Here is a 16,263-nt window from a genome sequence, read left to right on the forward strand (position 1 = left end):
GTGTTACAAGTTAACTAGCCTATAGTTTGACGGAAGATGTATAAGTTATTAACATGTCTGTTAACACATCTCTAAGTAGTTCTGGCATATAATATTGTTTGTCAGAAAGTGTGGATAGCTCTGGGTATAAGTAGCCGAATGTAAACATATCAATCGTTCCTACTGTATATATGCGATCTAATTCTAGCGATTCCCCGTTAATCAATACATCTTCGAGTAAAATTTTATTTCCAGGAATCGTATCTGGAATGACTTCTACACCAGCGTAAATCATTTTCCCCATCACTTTCCCGCGAAATCCGAATCCTTTTACCTCAAGGTTCTCCATATTCGGACGGCGAGCTTTCAAAATAACTTCTCGTAACGTTTTCCCCGGCACTTTTAATAAACATGGATTAATGGGATGTGGACAAATTCTGTGAATATCTCCGCGCGTCACAACACCTTCTTCTAATCCTTCAAGAAGTACACCAACGTTCACCATGCCAATCTCTGCACCGCACCACGTTCTCAGCGCATTTGCTAACATGTGAGAAAATGCTGTCTCCTGAAACCAATCGACTGGTAATGATTCCTTTAAATGAACGACAGGCTCTGCCATAATTTGTTTACTTTCTTCCTGCAGCAATTCAATTGTGGATAACGGTTTGCTATAAGCACCTAAACGTTCTGTCTTAATCGCCCTACCGTCCTTTTTCAACAGCTTCTTCGTCTCTTTATCCACAGTAAGCTGAACGTGCCCAACGTAACGTCCCCACTTTTCACAACAACAAAGTAATGTATTATTCATAAGAACGCCTCGCTCAAATAAATGATGCGTATGTGCCCCTAAAATAACATCTACATCATAATGCTCCGCCATATACTCATCCATGCTTTTTCCAAGATGAGAAAGGACAACTGTAATATGAGCCTCATCTCGCACTTCTTCTAAAATAGACTCTAAATGGATAAGCGGATCTTCAATATGCCAATCGAGCATATGGTAAAACTCTGGATAAGCAACCGTTAATCCGATAAAAGCAATCGTAATCCCATCTGTCGTTGTATGTAATTTATAAGGCTTTGCCCACTCCGGACGTACACCTTCTTTTTCAAATAAATTCGCGACGAGCACCTCAAATCCAGCATCATCATATAGACGATTCAAATGCTCCTTCGCTAACGTAATTCCTTCATTATTTCCAATCGTTACATAATCATATAATGCCTCATTCAAAAGCTTCGTATTGCCCAGTCCATTCGTCGCTTCCGAAATACTATGAAAACGATCCACATGATCACCGATATCAACCGTCAAAACGGTCTCTCCCGCTTCCTGTCTTCGCTTTTTCTCTCCTTGTACAAACCGAGAAATTTGCGGCCAATTTTCAAAATGACTATGTATATCGTTTGTATGATAAAGGTGGATGATTGTTTCTTTATTTATATTCAGAGAAAAAACCTCCTCTCAGTTCCTTACTGCCATTTACGCTATGCGCACGCAATAATCCTGTAAATACTTTTCGTCTTTTCTTGCTATTTTACATTGTACTCGCATTATGGGAAAAAGCAAAAGATTGCCCTTTTTGATATGAAAACTTTATTTTTCTAGTTTGTGGATTAGTTGGTAACGCGGGGATTTATCAGAAAGTTTGTTGAGTGGTTTTACGAGTATTTTGGTGGATTCCCCCCATGGGTTTGTCAGTATCTTAGCATCAACTACTTCAATTCGGCGCTTTATGAATAGGTGCCCCTCTTTCCTCTAAATATTGAGGGGTATATGCCCAGTTCTGCTATGTCGTAATTTGTTGATAAGTCGATATCCCTTGTCGAATCGTCGATATATTGAAATAATCGCCGATATATTCCGAGTTATGGTCGATATATTTGAAAAATCGCCGATATATTTAGCTGAAAACCTACCTGGGTATCTCAGCTAATCCTAACCCCAAGCCCAGCTCACACAACATAAAAAAGCGCCCTGCACAGCAGGGCGCTTCTACTTTATCTATTAACCAATAGAACCTTCCATCTCAAATTTGATCAGGCGGTTCATTTCAACTGCGTATTCCATTGGAAGTTCGCGAGTGAATGGCTCGATGAAGCCCATTACGATCATTTCTGTAGCTTCTTGCTCAGAAATACCGCGGCTCATTAGGTAGAATAATTGTTCTTCTGATACTTTCGACACTTTCGCTTCGTGCTCAAGTGAAACGTAATCGTTTTTGATTTCGTTGTAGGGAATTGTATCAGATGTAGATTGGTTATCCATGATTAACGTGTCACACTCGATGTTAGAGCGAGAGTTTTTCGCTTTTGGTCCGAAGTGTACGATACCACGGTAAGTTACTTTACCACCATGCTTCGCAATCGATTTAGAAACGATTGTTGAAGACGTGTTTGGTGCTAAGTGAATCATTTTCGCACCAGCATCTTGGTGTTGGCCTTTACCAGCAATCGCGATAGATAATGTTAAACCACGAGCGCCTTCGCCTTTTAAGATAACTGCTGGGTATTTCATCGTTAATTTAGATCCGATATTACCGTCAATCCATTCCATCGTTGCGTTTTCTTCACAAACCGCACGTTTTGTAACTAGGTTGTATACGTTGTTCGCCCAGTTTTGGATTGTTGTATAACGGCAATATGCATCTTTCTTAATGATGATTTCTACTACCGCACTGTGAAGTGAGTTAGTAGTGTAAACAGGTGCTGTACAACCTTCTACGTAGTGTACATGTGCGCCTTCGTCTACGATAATAAGCGTACGCTCGAATTGTCCCATATTTTCAGAATTAATACGGAAATACGCTTGAAGTGGTGTATCAACTTTAACACCTTTTGGAACGTAGATGAATGATCCACCAGACCAAACTGCAGAGTTTAATGCAGAGAATTTGTTGTCTGTTGGTGGGATTACTTTTCCGAAATGCTCACGGAAAATATCTTCGTTCTCTTTTAATGCGCTATCTGTATCTTTGAAGACGATTCCTAGAGCTTCTAGGTCTTCTTTCATGTTGTGGTATACAACTTCAGATTCGTACTGTGCAGATACACCAGCTAAATACTTTTGCTCAGCTTCTGGAATACCTAATTTATCAAATGTTGCTTTAATTTCATCAGGTACTTCATCCCAAGACTTCTCAGATTTCTCAGATGGTTTTACGTAGTACGTAATTTCATCGAAATCTAAGTCGTTTAAGTCGCCGCCCCATTGTGGCATTGGCATTTCATAGAACTTATCCAGTGATTTTAAACGGAAATCTAACATCCACTGTGGTTCTTCTTTCATACGTGAAATCTCTTCAACGATCTCTTTTGTTAAACCGCGTCCAGCACGGAAAATCGAAACGTCTTTGTCTTTGAAACCATATTTGTAATCGCCGATATCTGGCAGTTGCTTCGCCATGTTGGTGTGTCCCTCCTTAGATAACCTCGTTTTTAGGAACCTTTAACATTACTTATCTTCGTTTAAGCCCTTTTCTAACGCTTTCCACGCTAATGTTGCACATTTAATACGTGCAGGGAACTTGCATACGCCTTGTAATGCTTCAATATCTCCTAAATCGATGCTGTCATCGTACTCTTTTCCTAGCATCATGTCAGAGAAAATTTTAGAAAGCTGAAGTGCCTCTTCAATTTTCTTACCTTTTACTGCTTGTGTCATCATTGAAGCTGAAGACATTGAGATAGAACATCCTTCTCCTTCAAACTTCGCTTCTTGCACAATACCTTCTTCTACTTTCATCGTAAGTTGAATACGATCACCGCAAGTTGGATTGTTCAAGTTAACTGTAACACTATCTTCTAACACGCCATGGTTACGAGGATTTTTATAATGATCCATAATAACTTGACGATATAACGTATCTAAATTATTAAATGACATTTGTGAAATACTCCTTTGTCTTGATTAGCGATTCAACAAATGTATCAATTTCTTCTTTTGTATTATATAAATAGAAGCTCGCACGTGCTGTTGAAGAAGCTTTCAGCCACTTCATAAGCGGTTGTGCACAGTGGTGTCCTGCGCGAACCGCAATACCTTCTACATCTAATACTGTCGCTACATCGTGAGGATGTACGTCTTCAATATTAAATGTAACAAGACCAGCGCGATGCTTTGGACCATAAATTGTAACGCCATCTACTTCTGATAGTCTTTCTAAAGCGTATTGCGCTAATTCATGCTCATGCTTTTCAATATTATGAAGACCGATTTCTTCTAGGAAATCAATTGCCGCACCAAGTCCGATTGCATTACCGATAATCGGCGTACCTGCTTCAAACTTCCACGGAAGCTCTTTCCACGTAGATTCTTGTAAATCTACGAAATCAATCATTTCACCGCCAAATTCAATTGGCTCCATATTGTTTAGCAATTCTTTCTTACCATATAATACGCCGATACCTGTAGGTCCGCACATCTTATGAGCAGATAATGCGTAGAAATCACAGTTTAAATCTTGTACATCTACTTTCATATGAGGTGTACTTTGTGCACCGTCAACGACCATAATTGCGCCATTTTCGTGTGCGATTGCTCCGATTTCTTTTACAGGGTTAATCGTTCCAAGCACGTTTGAAACTTGCATAATAGAAACGATTTTTGTATTCGGTGTAACTGTTTGACGAACATCTTCTAAAGAAATTGTACCGTCTGGTTGAAGCGGAAGGTATTTTAAAGTTGCACCAGTTTTCTTCGCAACTTGCTGCCACGGAATGATGTTACTATGGTGCTCCATGTAAGAAATAACGATTTCATCGCCTTCTTTTACATTCTCAAGACCATAGCTAGCCGCTACTGTATTTAATGCAGTTGTCGTTCCGCGCGTGAAAATAATCTCTTCCATTGATTTCGCGTTAATAAACTTACGAACTTTCTCGCGTGCACCTTCATACGCGTCGGTAGCTTTCGTACCGAGCGTATGAACACCGCGATGCACGTTAGAATTATATTCTTTATAGTAACGTTCTAACGTTTCAATGACTTGAATTGGTTTTTGAGAAGTTGCTGCACTATCGAAATAAACAAGTTGTTTGCCGTTCACTTTTTGATCAAGAATTGGAAACTGTTTGCGTATTTCATGAATATTCATTAGCGAACTTTCCTTTCAATTACCTCAACAAGCTGTGCCTTTACTCCTTCAATTGGAAGCTCATTAACTACAGGTGCTAAGAATCCATGGATGACTAAACGTTCTGCTTCGCGTTTTGGAATACCACGGCTCATCAAGTAGTATAGTTGGACTGGATCTACGCGACCTACTGAAGCTGCGTGACCTGCCATTACATCATCTTCGTCGATTAGAAGAATTGGGTTTGCATCACCGCGTGCTTTTTCATCTAACATAAGAACGCGAGAAGATTGTTGTGCATTTGATTTAGATGCACCGTGTTCAATCTTACCAATTCCGTTAAAGATAGATGTTGCACTATCTTTTTGTACACCGTGTTTTAAAATCCAACCTTCAGAGTGTTTACCGAAGTGAACAACTTTAGTTGTAAAGTTTTGTGTTTGGTTACCACGACCAATTGTTACTGTTTTCGTATCAGCATATGAACCGTCGCCCATTAAGTTTGTAACGTTCTCTGAGATTGTGTTTCCGTCATTCATAAGGCCTAGAGCCCAATCAATGCGGCCGTCGCGTCCTACTGTGCCGCGGCGGTTAACGTAAGTTGTTACGTCTTTTGCTAATAGATCAACCGCACCGAATTTCACTTGTGCGCCTTGTTCCACGATTACTTCTGCTACGATATTTGCAATACCTTTAGCATTTTCATTTGCAACGTAGTTTTCCACATAAGTTGCAGTACTGTTCGCATCAGCTACGAATAATACGTGGTTATATACGTTAGCTTCTTCGCCGTCTACTAAGAATACAGCTTGAAGTGGGGTTTCAAGAACAACGTTTTTCGGAACATATACGAATGCACCGCCGTTGATTAATGCAGCATGAAGTGCAGTTAGACGATGCTCGTCTACTTTCACGCCGTCTTTCATTAAGTACTTTTGTACTAGCTCAGCGTGCTCAGTTGCAGCTGTTACGATGTCTGTAAAAATAACACCTTTTTCTTTTGCTTCGTCTGCTAAAGAAACGAATGCAGTTGTACCAGTGCGTTGTACTAATACGCTGTTGTTTTCATCGATTAAGTTTTTCACTGCTTCTGGAAGCTCTGTTAAAGAACTTACAGGCTCTTGCTTAGCAGCGTCGCCTTTTCCGATAAAGTCCCATTTTTCAATTTTCGTTTTATCAGGCGTTGGCATTGGAAGTTCAGTTGCTTGTGCAAGAGCTTGTAAGCGGAACTCAGTCAACCAAGCAGCTTCGTTTACTTCGCTTGCGCGTTGACGGATTGTTTCTTGATCGAAAGGTAATGTACCGATTGTCATGTTTATGCTCCTCTCTTACGCTTCTTGCTCTGTTGTTTCGTCTTCAATACCTAATTCTTTTTTAATCCAGTCGTAACCTTCAGCTTCTAGACGTTGTGCAAGCTCAGGGCCACCAGATTTAACGATACGACCGTTCATCATAACGTGAACGAAGTCTGGAGTGATGTAGTTTAATAAACGTTGGTAATGCGTAATCATTAGGCAACCGAACTCTTCACCGCGCATTTCGTTAATACCTTTAGATACAACTTTTAATGCATCGATATCAAGACCTGAGTCGATTTCGTCTAAGATTGCGATTTTTGGCTCAATCATCATTAATTGAAGAATTTCGTTACGTTTTTTCTCTCCACCAGAGAAACCTTCGTTTAAGTAACGTTGTGCCATTTCTGGATCCATTTCTAGGAATTCCATGTTTTTATCTAATGTACGGATAAATTTCATAAGAGAAATTTCATCGCCTTCTTCACGACGTGCGTTAATTGCAGAACGTAAGAAGTCAGCGTTTGTTACTCCGCTAATTTCACTTGGATATTGCATTGCTAGGAATAGACCTGCTTGCGCGCGCTCGTCTACTTCCATTTCTAATACATCTTCACCGTCGATGATGATGCTACCTTCTGTTACTTCATACTTTGGGTGACCCATAATTGCAGAAGATAAAGTTGATTTACCTGTTCCGTTAGGTCCCATAATTGCGTGGATTTCTCCACCTTTTACTTCAAGGTTTACACCTTTTAAAATTTCTTTGCCATCAATTGATACGTGTAAGTCTTTAACCGTTAATGTAGAACCAGCCATCTCAATACCTCCATTAATCCTATATATACATTTTAAAAATTCCTAAAACGTTCATATTCTCATTTTATTCTCATTCTAATTTTATATCAAATAAAATGATATCGCAAACGACGAAAAAAAGTAACAATTTTTTCACAAATGTATATAAGTATTTCATTTACATCTTTCTATGATACACCTTTCTTCTTATTTATATAAAGAAAAAAGAACTGGAAAATTACCAGTCCTTTCCTTCTATTTATTCACTTATCGGAAGTACAGCACCTTTATATTCTTTAGTAATAAAGTCTTGAATTTCTTTTGAATGCAATACTTCTACTAGCTCTTTAATCGCCTTTTTATCTTTATCACCTTTACGAACCACTACTACGTTTGCATATGGAGAATCATCACCTTCAATTGCAATTGCATCTTTTTCTGGGTTTAATTTCGCATCAATTGCATAGTTTGAGTTAATTAAAACAGCGTCGCCTTCTTTATTGTTATACACCTGTGGTAACAAACCAGGCTCAATATCCGTTTTGAACTTTAAGTTTTTCGGATTATCTGCAATATCTTTTGGAGTTGCACTAACTGGATCTACTCCGTCTTTAATTTTTAAAATGCCTTCTTTTTGTAAAATTGCTAAACCACGTCCATGGTCAGTAACGGAATTACTCATAATAATTGTCGCCCCGTCTGGAAGTTCTTTTAAGCTCTTATATTTTTGAGAGTATACACCAATTGGTTCAATATGAATTTTCCCCGCTATTTCAAAATCATATTTTTTATCTTTAATTTCTTTTTCTAAATACGGAATATGCTGGAAGTAGTTTGCATCTAGATCCTTATCCGCTAACGATTTATTTGGCAACACGTAATCTTGGAACTTTTTCACTTCTAATTCAATTCCTTTTTTCTCAAGTAACGGCTTTGCCTTTTCTAAAATTTCAGCGTGCGGTACGTTAGAAGCCCCCACAACTAATTTCTTTTCATCTTTATCTTTCCCGCCACAAGCAGCTAACCCAAAAATTGAAGTTGAAATAAGTGCTGTAAGTAATAATTTTTTCATTTGTAACATCCTCCCGTTTTTTATTATCGTTTATCTATTCGAACCGTTACACGATCACCAATCCACTGAATGAAAAATACAACTAGTAATACACAAATTGTCGCAACGATTGTTACATCGTTATTTCCTCGTTGGAATCCTTCTAAATATGCAAGTGTTCCAAGACCACCAGCACCAACAACTCCCGCCATTGCTGTATAGCCTACTAAAGCAATTGTCGTAACCGTAATACCAGATACTAATGCCGGTAACGATTCTGGAATTAACACTTTCAAAATAATTGTGCTTGTTTTTGCTCCCATTGCTTTTGAAGCTTCGATTACACCTTTATCAATTTCACGAAGTGCAATTTCAACCATTCTTGCGTAAAATGGTGCCGCTCCAATAATTAAAGCTGGCAACGCTGCACTTGCTCCAAGAATTGTTCCAAGCAAGATCTTTGTGAATGGGATTAATAAAATGATTAAAATAATAAACGGTATCGAACGGAATATATTTACGAACGCTCCAATCGCTGTGTTAACCGTCTTGTTTTCCCATAAATTATCTTTCGCTGTCATAAAGAGTAACAATCCTAAAATTAGTCCTAAAACAAATGTGGCAAGAGCAGCGATTGCCGTCATATATAACGTTTCACCAGTTGCTTCTAACATTTGATTCCAATCAACATTTGTGAGTAACTTATCCATGTGCAATCACCTCCAGCTCTACTTGATCTTGATGTATTCCCTCTATTGCTTGCTGAATCGCTGTTTCCTCACCATTTAAATGAACAACTAAACTACCGTAAGAACCGTCATTCGTTTGTGCGATATTTCCTTGCAAAATGCTAACTTCTATATCACTGCGTTGCATTAATCTTTGAAGTACTGGTCTTTCTACAGCTTCACCGATAAACTGCAAACGAACTACTTTACCATCTGGATATTTTTCAATTAAACTTTCAATCGTTTCATTTGTATCTTCAGAATCTGTTAATTGCTTTACAAATCGTTTTGTAATATCTTGCTGTGGATTACGGAATACATCAAGTACTGGACCCGTTTCTACAATCTTTCCTTTTTCCATTACCGCCACTCGATTACAAATCTTTCGAATCACGTGCATCTCATGTGTAATGAGTACAATTGTTAAACCGAGACGCTTATTAATATCTAATAATAAATCTAAAATTTGATCTGTCGTTTCTGGATCAAGAGCTGACGTTGCTTCATCACATAAAAGTACTTGCGGATTGTTAGCTAACGCTCTCGCAATACCAACACGTTGCTTTTGTCCTCCGCTCAGCTGAGATGGATACGCATCTCCTCTTCCTTCTAATCCAACAAGATGAATTAACTCATCCACGCGTTTTCTTCTCTTCGCCTTGTCAACACCTGCAATTTCAAGCGGGAACTCGATATTTTCGCGTACAGTTCGTGACCAAAGTAAGTTGAAATGCTGAAAAATCATTCCGATTTCTTGCCTTGCCTTACGAAGTTCACTTCCTGTAATTGCTGAAATCACACGATTTGCAATTGTAATTTGGCCAGAAGTTGGTTTCTCCAACTGATTGAACAATCTGATTAAAGAACTTTTCCCAGCGCCACTATATCCGATAACACCAAAGATTTCACCTTTGTCTATTTTTAAATTGGCGTTATCTACAGCAGTGACATCACCGCTTTTTGCTTTATATATTTTCTTTACATTCTCTAATAGAATCATGGTGTATCACCCCTTTTTTTAATAAAAAGCGTAAGCGGCTCGTTTAGAACAAGAGGACGCCCGAATCCCTGACGTAGAGGCGCTTTTTGCCTCATAGGAAGGGATGAAACGACCGACTGTTCTAGCCGCTGAAGCTAGATTTTGGGTCGACTCCGCAATTTTTTATGTTTAATGCGTGTAGTCCACCGGTATCACTACTTTTATTATTTGAATGTCCTCCACATTCAAACAATAAAAAAACCTTTCTGCTTTAGAGAAGCAGAAAGGTTTATGTGCGTATATAACAGCATTATCCCTCTCTCTCATCTCTCAAAGCATTTGCTTTGCAGGAATTGGCACCATTTCAACATAAGTTGACGGTTGCCGGGCTTCACAGGGCACAGTCCCTCCACCTCTCTTGATAAGAGAAATCAGATTACATTTTCGTCTGATTTGTAATTTATGAAATTGTCTATATTTTATGAATTGAATTGTATCAATATCCACACACCATGTCAACAGAAATTTTCGTAAAAAATGAACCTTCAGAATTTTAAGCCCCTACTGACATCGGTTTACATATGTGAAACATCGATTCGACTAATAGCATCGTTCGATATGTTCCCGAATATTGTACACGTCCATCGTTCATTAACATTTGCAATCGTACATTGCCGTTTACCAATTGTTTTACATCTTCTTCATCTACACAAACAATTTGCTCCGTCCCTATTTCCTCATGTAGCAGTTCTATATAATCTCTTGAAATTTGTAACGAATAACTTTCATCTCCAAAGCGGAAATTAACAGTTTTTTCTCCTTGTCTTAAAAGCGGCTCTAAATGATATTGACCATTAGCGTAATTTACAAATGATTGCAGCAAAGAATATAATTTCACCTTAAATCACATCCTTCATATCACTTTCTATTACACATACCATTCCCTCTTACTAAAGAGCAATCCTGTTACTTTCGCTCGACAAATACTGTAACCACCCTGCATCTCGACATATTTCCCAAGAAATATGTCGAGGCGGCAAAAACTTTGCCGCCTACTTTAATTCCGTATATAAATATTCAACCGAATGAAATGCATATATCTTCTTCATGAGTGTCCCATTTTCAAAAACAAGTAAACACGGCACACTTTCGATCCCATACTCTTTCGCTAAATGCGGAGCATAATTTAAATCTAACATTCCAATTTTCAAGTCTTCAATTGTCATCTCAACGACAGTTAACATTTTTTTTGCTAATTGGCATGTTCCACACATTGGAGTATATACATATAACACTGTTTTTTCTTCAGTCTCTATTAGGGCTGTTGCTTCGGCTCCTGTCCAGTCAATCACTTCTATCATTCCTTACCGTAAATATTCTGTATAAACGTCAATGTCAGCTCCCCATAGTACATTTGCTAAGTGTGAAGATGGCGCAGTTGCCACTTCTCGGTACGAGCGATCAATATAAATATGCTCTGCTTGCGGAAATTCTTTTCGAAATTGTTTCCTTAACTTTTCTCCAGCATCATCAGCATCCACAAGTACATACACTTCCTTATCAAAAAACTGATCAATGAGCTCATCCATTTTCGACAAACCAATTGTACCATTTGTACAAACAATTTCCACCGGTTCACGAATAATAGATTCAATCTTTCTTCTATCTGATTTACCTTCTACAATAATGACTTTTTCCACATAAATCATATGTCATCACCCGATCACCATATACTATACAACCTTTAACTTAGTATATAGTATATTCGTTATTTTCATGTTGTTTCCTGTTTATTTTTGCAAAAGAAAAGCGGAACCGGCTCGTTCAGATTGTGAGGGGGATGGAGCTTCTGACGTAAAGGCGCTTTTTGCCTTGCAGGAAGGAGCGAAGCCACCGAACAATCTAGCCGCTAGAGCTGGACAATAAAGAAAAGTGGAACCGACTGTTCAGATTACCAAGCCCATGAAACCTTACCAAAAAACGTTCATTCCCATAATAGCTTATTCATTTTCGCTCGATTTTAAATGTATTATGTAACACAAAATAAAAAAGGACAGCACAAAGGCTGTCCTTTAGTCGACTATAATTAGTCTTGGTTTGTCATTTCTGCATATTTTTCAGCAGTTAATAACTTCTCAACTTGGCTTGCATCAGAAAGTTCAACTTTAACCATCCATGCACCCTCGTATGGAGATTCGTTAACAAGTTCTGGTTGGTCACTTAATTCTTCGTTTACTGCTACAACTTTACCGCTTACAGGCGCGTATAACTCAGAAACTGTTTTAACAGATTCTACGCTTCCGAATGGCTCGTCAGCTTCAATTGTTGCACCTACTTCAGGAAGTTCAACGAATACGATATCGCCTAGCTCACCTTGTGCAAAGTGAGTAATACCGATAACAACTTCATTACCTTCAGTTTTTACCCATTCGTGTTCTTCAGAGTAACGTAAATTATTTGGAATGCTCATGACTGTACCTCCAGTGAATGTATTAATTATGTAAAAATACCTTATTGGTACTTTTTCCACACACTTTCAAACTGCTCTTCGTTAAAACCAAGTGTTACATTCGTTCCATCTGTTACAATTGGACGTTTAATCAACATGCCATCAGATGCTAAAAGCTCGTACATTTCGTCTTCACTTGCATCTTTTAACTTATCTTTCAGACCAAGTTCACGGTAACGCATTCCACTTGTATTAAAGAATTTTTTCAATGGTAATTCACTTTTTTCATGTAAATTACGTAAATCTTCTTTTGATGGTGGATTTTCAACAATATGAATCATCTCATATGCTACATCGTTTGCCTCAAACCATTTCTTTGCTTTTTGACATGTGCCACACTTTGGATATGAATAAAATGTTACTGTCATAAATTCACCTACTTTTTTACTAACCTTTACCTTTATCATATAGAAAACGTTTTATTATTTCAAACGATTATTCGCTAAACTTTTACTTATTTCGTGATAATTTTTAATAATCCTGCAAATTTTTCTTATTTTTCCGCCATTTGTTAAGAAAAAATAAATATATAATTTTTTTTGATTCTTCTCTCATCCACCCTCCGAACATACACCTTAAACAAACGTTTGATTAGCTCCCATTTTTCTTTGTTAACCCTTGAATTGCATCGGTTTCTTCCTACCGAACATACACCTTAAACAAACGTTTGATTAATTCTCTATTTTTCTTTGTTAACCCTTGAGCTGCATCAGTTTCTTCCTACCGAACATATATCTTAAACAAACGTTTATTTAACCATTCCAGCCTGTAGTCACAAAACCTGGAAAACTTTAAATAACAAAGGTGTACAGATAAAGTGAAACTTTAATCAGTGAGGGTTTTGTTCATCCCCCACTGATTATCAGCCCTCACCAAACGGGCTTTTACGGGCAGCCCGACCCCCACCTAACTTCTGTGCTTACGCTGAATTTTGAGGTGGGGGTCTTACTGCCCGGCAAATAGCGGGACAAAAGGAAATAACGATTTTGGCCGTAATAGTGAGAGTATTCCATGATGTTAAAAAAATTACTGCATCGAAAAAAGACACATCTAAATTGATGCGTCTTTTTTCGATGTTTCTTTTGTGAAATCATATAAAGCAATTGCGCCTAAAATAACCAATATACTTTCAGGGGCATCTAACAAAATAGTTTTCCAAGTTTCTGATATTACCCATTTAATACCTGCCGCTGATTCAAGATATGTTTGAAAATAACTGATTGTAAAATCAATTCCATACAAACATACTAGTAATGTTAGACCAAATCGAATTAATTTCTTGTTTGTAAACATGTAACACCTCTCAAAATTCATTGGATATTTCTGATTTTAGTTCTTTATATATAAAAATCCCTATATTTAATTTTAACATACGAAATATCCAAATAAATACAATATGCATTTTTGCATATTTCTTGCATATTGAGGAATTACTGTTAATAAAAAAGCCCTACTCGAGTAGGGCAAAATCGCTTTAGCAATCCCAACAAATAATCGCATAAATAACGGAATTAGTTGAACCATTATGTAATAAGGGGAAATTCCAGTTCCTGGTTACCAACCATAATGAATAACCTGCCGCATAATGCTACAACGGATGCGATAGCACCGACAGGTAAGAAATTGTTGCCAAGAAAAAGCCATGTATACACATGACTTTCATAGCATAATCACTTCTATATTCAATAGAAATTAAAGTGAATTATATTTCTTTACTTTTAAAGGAATAGATATAACATATAAATCTATAGCATAATTAATAATCAAAATCCCTTTTCCTTCACCAGCAAATTTTGCTTGCTGAAACTTTTCTTTTCCCCCATCTCTTTGGAAGCCATTCAAATCCTAAGAACATAATACTAGTCCTCTACTTATTAACTTAACTACTTTTCTTTTTTCCATGATATTTCAAATTCTCCACCATGTTCTTCTGTTATAATTTTAACTTTATATGTATCATCTTTAGACACTTTAATATTATTTTTACTGTTTCCACTAGTAACTTCCAGTATTGTATTATCATTTGAATCTAAAACATAAGCCTTTATGGTTCCTTGCTTAGTTTTATCATCAAAAGAGAATGCCCAACTTTCACCTTTTTTTACATTCATATCTTGAGTTGCAAAACCAGTGAATTTTTTATACTTCCCATCTATACTATTTGAACCTCCATAAACTTTACCACCAACAATCGTTCCCTCTCTTGTAAAACAACCACTAAGAACCACCAAACATAGAACAAATAATAGTGTGTTTTTAATAGTTTTCAACATCATTCCCCCTTATCCTCACAATAAATATCTCCAATTTACATTCAAAAAAACTATAATACCTATAACATACCCTAGTGAATATATTATAGTTATTATAGTTGTAAAATCAATAATTCTATTTCAAATCTTCACGCAACTTTATTTCATCTTCATTTACATATCCAGTAAAAATCACTTCTGATATATGTTCATGATTAAAAAACATATTATATTCAGTTGAAATATTTCCGATAGGATAATAACAAGCTACATAATCCCAAGTTTCCTTAGTTTTTGAATCTTCTTGTTTTCTACCGTATATCATCAATGGTTGTTCCCATGTTTTAAATCTAACAACTGAACCAATCGGAAGTAATGTATCTTTCTCTACTTTCCCCATCTTAATTCACCTCTTTATTTAATAAAAATTTTACCTATTTTATACAAAATTAAAAAACTAATAGGAACTGTAATTAAATATATCAACGAAAAGATTATTTTTTCTTTTAAATTATATGTAGCATCAAACAGTGTAAAGATAATAGTACCAAAAAAACAAATAACAAAAAGAATTGTTAAAACTTTTTTCAAACTTTCTAAAGTCATAAAAGATACTCCTTTTTACTTTATCTCTACTTCAACACCTGTACCCACAGGACTAGCTCCAGGTCCCCAAGGGAAATTAACTTTAAATCCACTTGAACTTACCTTTAGTGAACCACCGGCTTGTCCAAGTGAGGCTGAACCACCAATATGTAAATCATGATCTGTAAATGGTATAGGTATATCTATACCCCCCTCATATTTTGCTAAAGAAGCCTCTGCTCCAATTTCAAATCCATTTTTATCTATCTTAGCAGAAAGTTCTGCGTTTGCCATGCTTAAACTTGCTTCTCCTTTTAAATCTCTTCCATCAATATTTACTGAACCTTCAATACCTACTTTAACAGTGTTATATGCGGCACTGCCTCCGATAATTGCTCCAGCTTTCAATTCACCACCTATAGCTTTAGCATATAACGGGCCACTTCTTTCAGTATATAAATAGCCATCTTTAGACTTAGTACTTAACAAATCAGTTATTGATTGTAAATTAACTGTATTATTAATTCCTAATCCAGCACCTAATCCAGCAGCACTTAATCCGGCAGTACTTAATCCAGTAGCACCACTAGTCATATTAACTCCATTATTATCCGTTGTTTCAAACTTAAGGGCAATACGCACTAATTCTTCTTCAATATTTTTCAAATGACTATTAAAAGATTCATAAGCTTTGGTTAAAGTAGGCAAATCATTATAAAAAGCTAAACTTGAAGCTCCTACCCATCTCATTTGAAGATTCAACAATTCCGAAAGAATCCTATTATGACGATCAGTTGCTTCAGCACTAGCGTATTTAAAATTTTTTGCCCTATTTCTTAATTCCTCTGGAGTAACCTTGATCTCTCCCATTTATACCCCCCCTTATTTCTATGGTTTCTAATTTAACATTAGAATTCCACCTTCATATAATTACTGTTTTTCCCAAAAAAAACAAGTTAAAAATTATATTGTTCAGAATTTTTAACTTGTTTTTTTCTATGATAGT

20 protein-coding genes and 1 riboswitch are annotated in these 16,263 nt (G+C 36.9%); of the genes, 1 reads left to right on the top strand and 19 read right to left on the bottom strand.

What is annotated here, in order from left to right; translation table 11 throughout:
- Positions 1-19: 19 nt before the first annotated feature.
- The 12 genes from AAG068_RS24950 to AAG068_RS25005 form a co-directional block, all read right to left on the bottom strand.
- On the bottom strand, positions 20-1,435 hold the full coding sequence (locus tag AAG068_RS24950; protein WP_342719810.1) for a bifunctional metallophosphatase/5'-nucleotidase: 1,416 nt from the start codon (positions 1,433-1,435) through the stop codon (positions 20-22).
- A gap of 558 nt (positions 1,436-1,993) precedes the next feature.
- Positions 1,994-3,391, bottom strand: a complete 1,398-nt coding sequence (gene sufB / locus AAG068_RS24955) for a Fe-S cluster assembly protein SufB (protein ID WP_001118827.1) — start codon at positions 3,389-3,391, stop codon at positions 1,994-1,996.
- A 48-nt stretch (positions 3,392-3,439) separates the two neighbouring features.
- Positions 3,440-3,871, bottom strand: a complete 432-nt coding sequence (gene sufU / locus AAG068_RS24960; protein ID WP_000009523.1) for a Fe-S cluster assembly sulfur transfer protein SufU — start codon at positions 3,869-3,871, stop codon at positions 3,440-3,442.
- A complete protein-coding gene (sufS, locus tag AAG068_RS24965; protein WP_001020769.1) occupies positions 3,861-5,081 on the bottom strand; it encodes a cysteine desulfurase SufS in 1,221 nt (406 codons plus the stop codon). The genes sufU and sufS overlap by 11 nt, the downstream gene beginning before the upstream one ends.
- Positions 5,081-6,373, bottom strand: a complete 1,293-nt coding sequence (gene sufD / locus AAG068_RS24970; protein ID WP_078418196.1) for a Fe-S cluster assembly protein SufD — start codon at positions 6,371-6,373, stop codon at positions 5,081-5,083. Before sufD ends, sufS begins: the two co-directional genes overlap by 1 nt.
- Before the next feature lie 15 nt (positions 6,374-6,388).
- Positions 6,389-7,174: a Fe-S cluster assembly ATPase SufC gene (gene sufC / locus AAG068_RS24975; protein WP_000929160.1), complete on the bottom strand. Its 786-nt coding sequence runs from the start codon at positions 7,172-7,174 to the stop codon at positions 6,389-6,391.
- Positions 7,175-7,412: 238 nt separating this feature from the next.
- Complete coding sequence (gene metQ, locus AAG068_RS24980) at positions 7,413-8,225, bottom strand: methionine ABC transporter substrate-binding lipoprotein MetQ (protein ID WP_000735086.1); 813 nt, start codon at positions 8,223-8,225, stop codon at positions 7,413-7,415.
- Between the two features lie 23 nt (positions 8,226-8,248).
- A complete protein-coding gene (locus AAG068_RS24985; RefSeq protein ID WP_342716201.1) occupies positions 8,249-8,914 on the bottom strand; it encodes a methionine ABC transporter permease in 666 nt (221 codons plus the stop codon).
- Entirely contained in the window at positions 8,907-9,932 is a 1,026-nt protein-coding gene (locus tag AAG068_RS24990; protein ID WP_098668823.1) for a methionine ABC transporter ATP-binding protein, read from the bottom strand. The genes AAG068_RS24985 and AAG068_RS24990 overlap by 8 nt, the downstream gene beginning before the upstream one ends.
- A gap of 299 nt (positions 9,933-10,231) precedes the next feature.
- Positions 10,232-10,339, bottom strand: a riboswitch (SAM riboswitch).
- 125 nt (positions 10,340-10,464) lie between these two features.
- Positions 10,465-10,809 (bottom strand): hypothetical protein, encoded by a 345-nt coding sequence (locus AAG068_RS24995; RefSeq protein WP_342716202.1) that lies wholly within the window; start codon positions 10,807-10,809, stop codon positions 10,465-10,467.
- A gap of 154 nt (positions 10,810-10,963) precedes the next feature.
- A complete protein-coding gene (locus AAG068_RS25000) occupies positions 10,964-11,272 on the bottom strand; it encodes a thioredoxin family protein (protein ID WP_342716203.1) in 309 nt (102 codons plus the stop codon).
- Positions 11,273-11,275: 3 nt separating this feature from the next.
- Entirely contained in the window at positions 11,276-11,620 is a 345-nt protein-coding gene (locus AAG068_RS25005) for a toprim domain-containing protein (protein ID WP_000640866.1), read from the bottom strand.
- A gap of 67 nt (positions 11,621-11,687) precedes the next feature.
- Here AAG068_RS25005 and AAG068_RS25010 point away from each other — a divergent pair, with 67 nt between their 5' ends.
- Positions 11,688-11,837: a hypothetical protein gene (locus AAG068_RS25010; protein WP_342716204.1), complete on the top strand. Its 150-nt coding sequence runs from the start codon at positions 11,688-11,690 to the stop codon at positions 11,835-11,837.
- Positions 11,838-11,997: 160 nt separating this feature from the next.
- Here AAG068_RS25010 and gcvH read toward each other — a convergent pair whose 3' ends face one another.
- From gcvH to AAG068_RS25045, 7 genes are all read right to left on the bottom strand, one after another.
- Positions 11,998-12,381, bottom strand: coding sequence for a glycine cleavage system protein GcvH (gcvH, locus tag AAG068_RS25015; protein ID WP_000026896.1), 384 nt, complete (start codon positions 12,379-12,381; stop codon positions 11,998-12,000).
- A 41-nt stretch (positions 12,382-12,422) separates the two neighbouring features.
- Positions 12,423-12,788 (bottom strand): arsenate reductase family protein, encoded by a 366-nt coding sequence (locus AAG068_RS25020; protein WP_000218968.1) that lies wholly within the window; start codon positions 12,786-12,788, stop codon positions 12,423-12,425.
- A gap of 682 nt (positions 12,789-13,470) precedes the next feature.
- Positions 13,471-13,734, bottom strand: a complete 264-nt coding sequence (locus tag AAG068_RS25025) for a DUF3937 family protein (protein ID WP_342716205.1) — start codon at positions 13,732-13,734, stop codon at positions 13,471-13,473.
- Between the two features lie 569 nt (positions 13,735-14,303).
- Positions 14,304-14,693 carry a hypothetical protein gene (locus tag AAG068_RS25030; RefSeq protein WP_137012389.1) on the bottom strand — a complete coding sequence of 130 codons (390 nt, stop codon included), beginning with the start codon at positions 14,691-14,693 and terminating at the stop codon, positions 14,304-14,306.
- Positions 14,694-14,808: 115 nt separating this feature from the next.
- Positions 14,809-15,072 carry a DUF4176 domain-containing protein gene (locus tag AAG068_RS25035; protein ID WP_342716206.1) on the bottom strand — a complete coding sequence of 88 codons (264 nt, stop codon included), beginning with the start codon at positions 15,070-15,072 and terminating at the stop codon, positions 14,809-14,811.
- 14 nt (positions 15,073-15,086) lie between these two features.
- Positions 15,087-15,278, bottom strand: coding sequence for a hypothetical protein (locus AAG068_RS25040; protein ID WP_342716207.1), 192 nt, complete (start codon positions 15,276-15,278; stop codon positions 15,087-15,089).
- Between the two features lie 15 nt (positions 15,279-15,293).
- Positions 15,294-16,127 carry a WXG100 family type VII secretion target gene (locus tag AAG068_RS25045; RefSeq protein WP_342716208.1) on the bottom strand — a complete coding sequence of 278 codons (834 nt, stop codon included), beginning with the start codon at positions 16,125-16,127 and terminating at the stop codon, positions 15,294-15,296.
- Positions 16,128-16,263 lie beyond the last annotated feature (136 nt).

The sequence above is a fragment of the Bacillus paramycoides genome (assembly GCF_038971285.1).
GTDB lineage: Bacteria > Bacillota > Bacilli > Bacillales > Bacillaceae_G > Bacillus_A.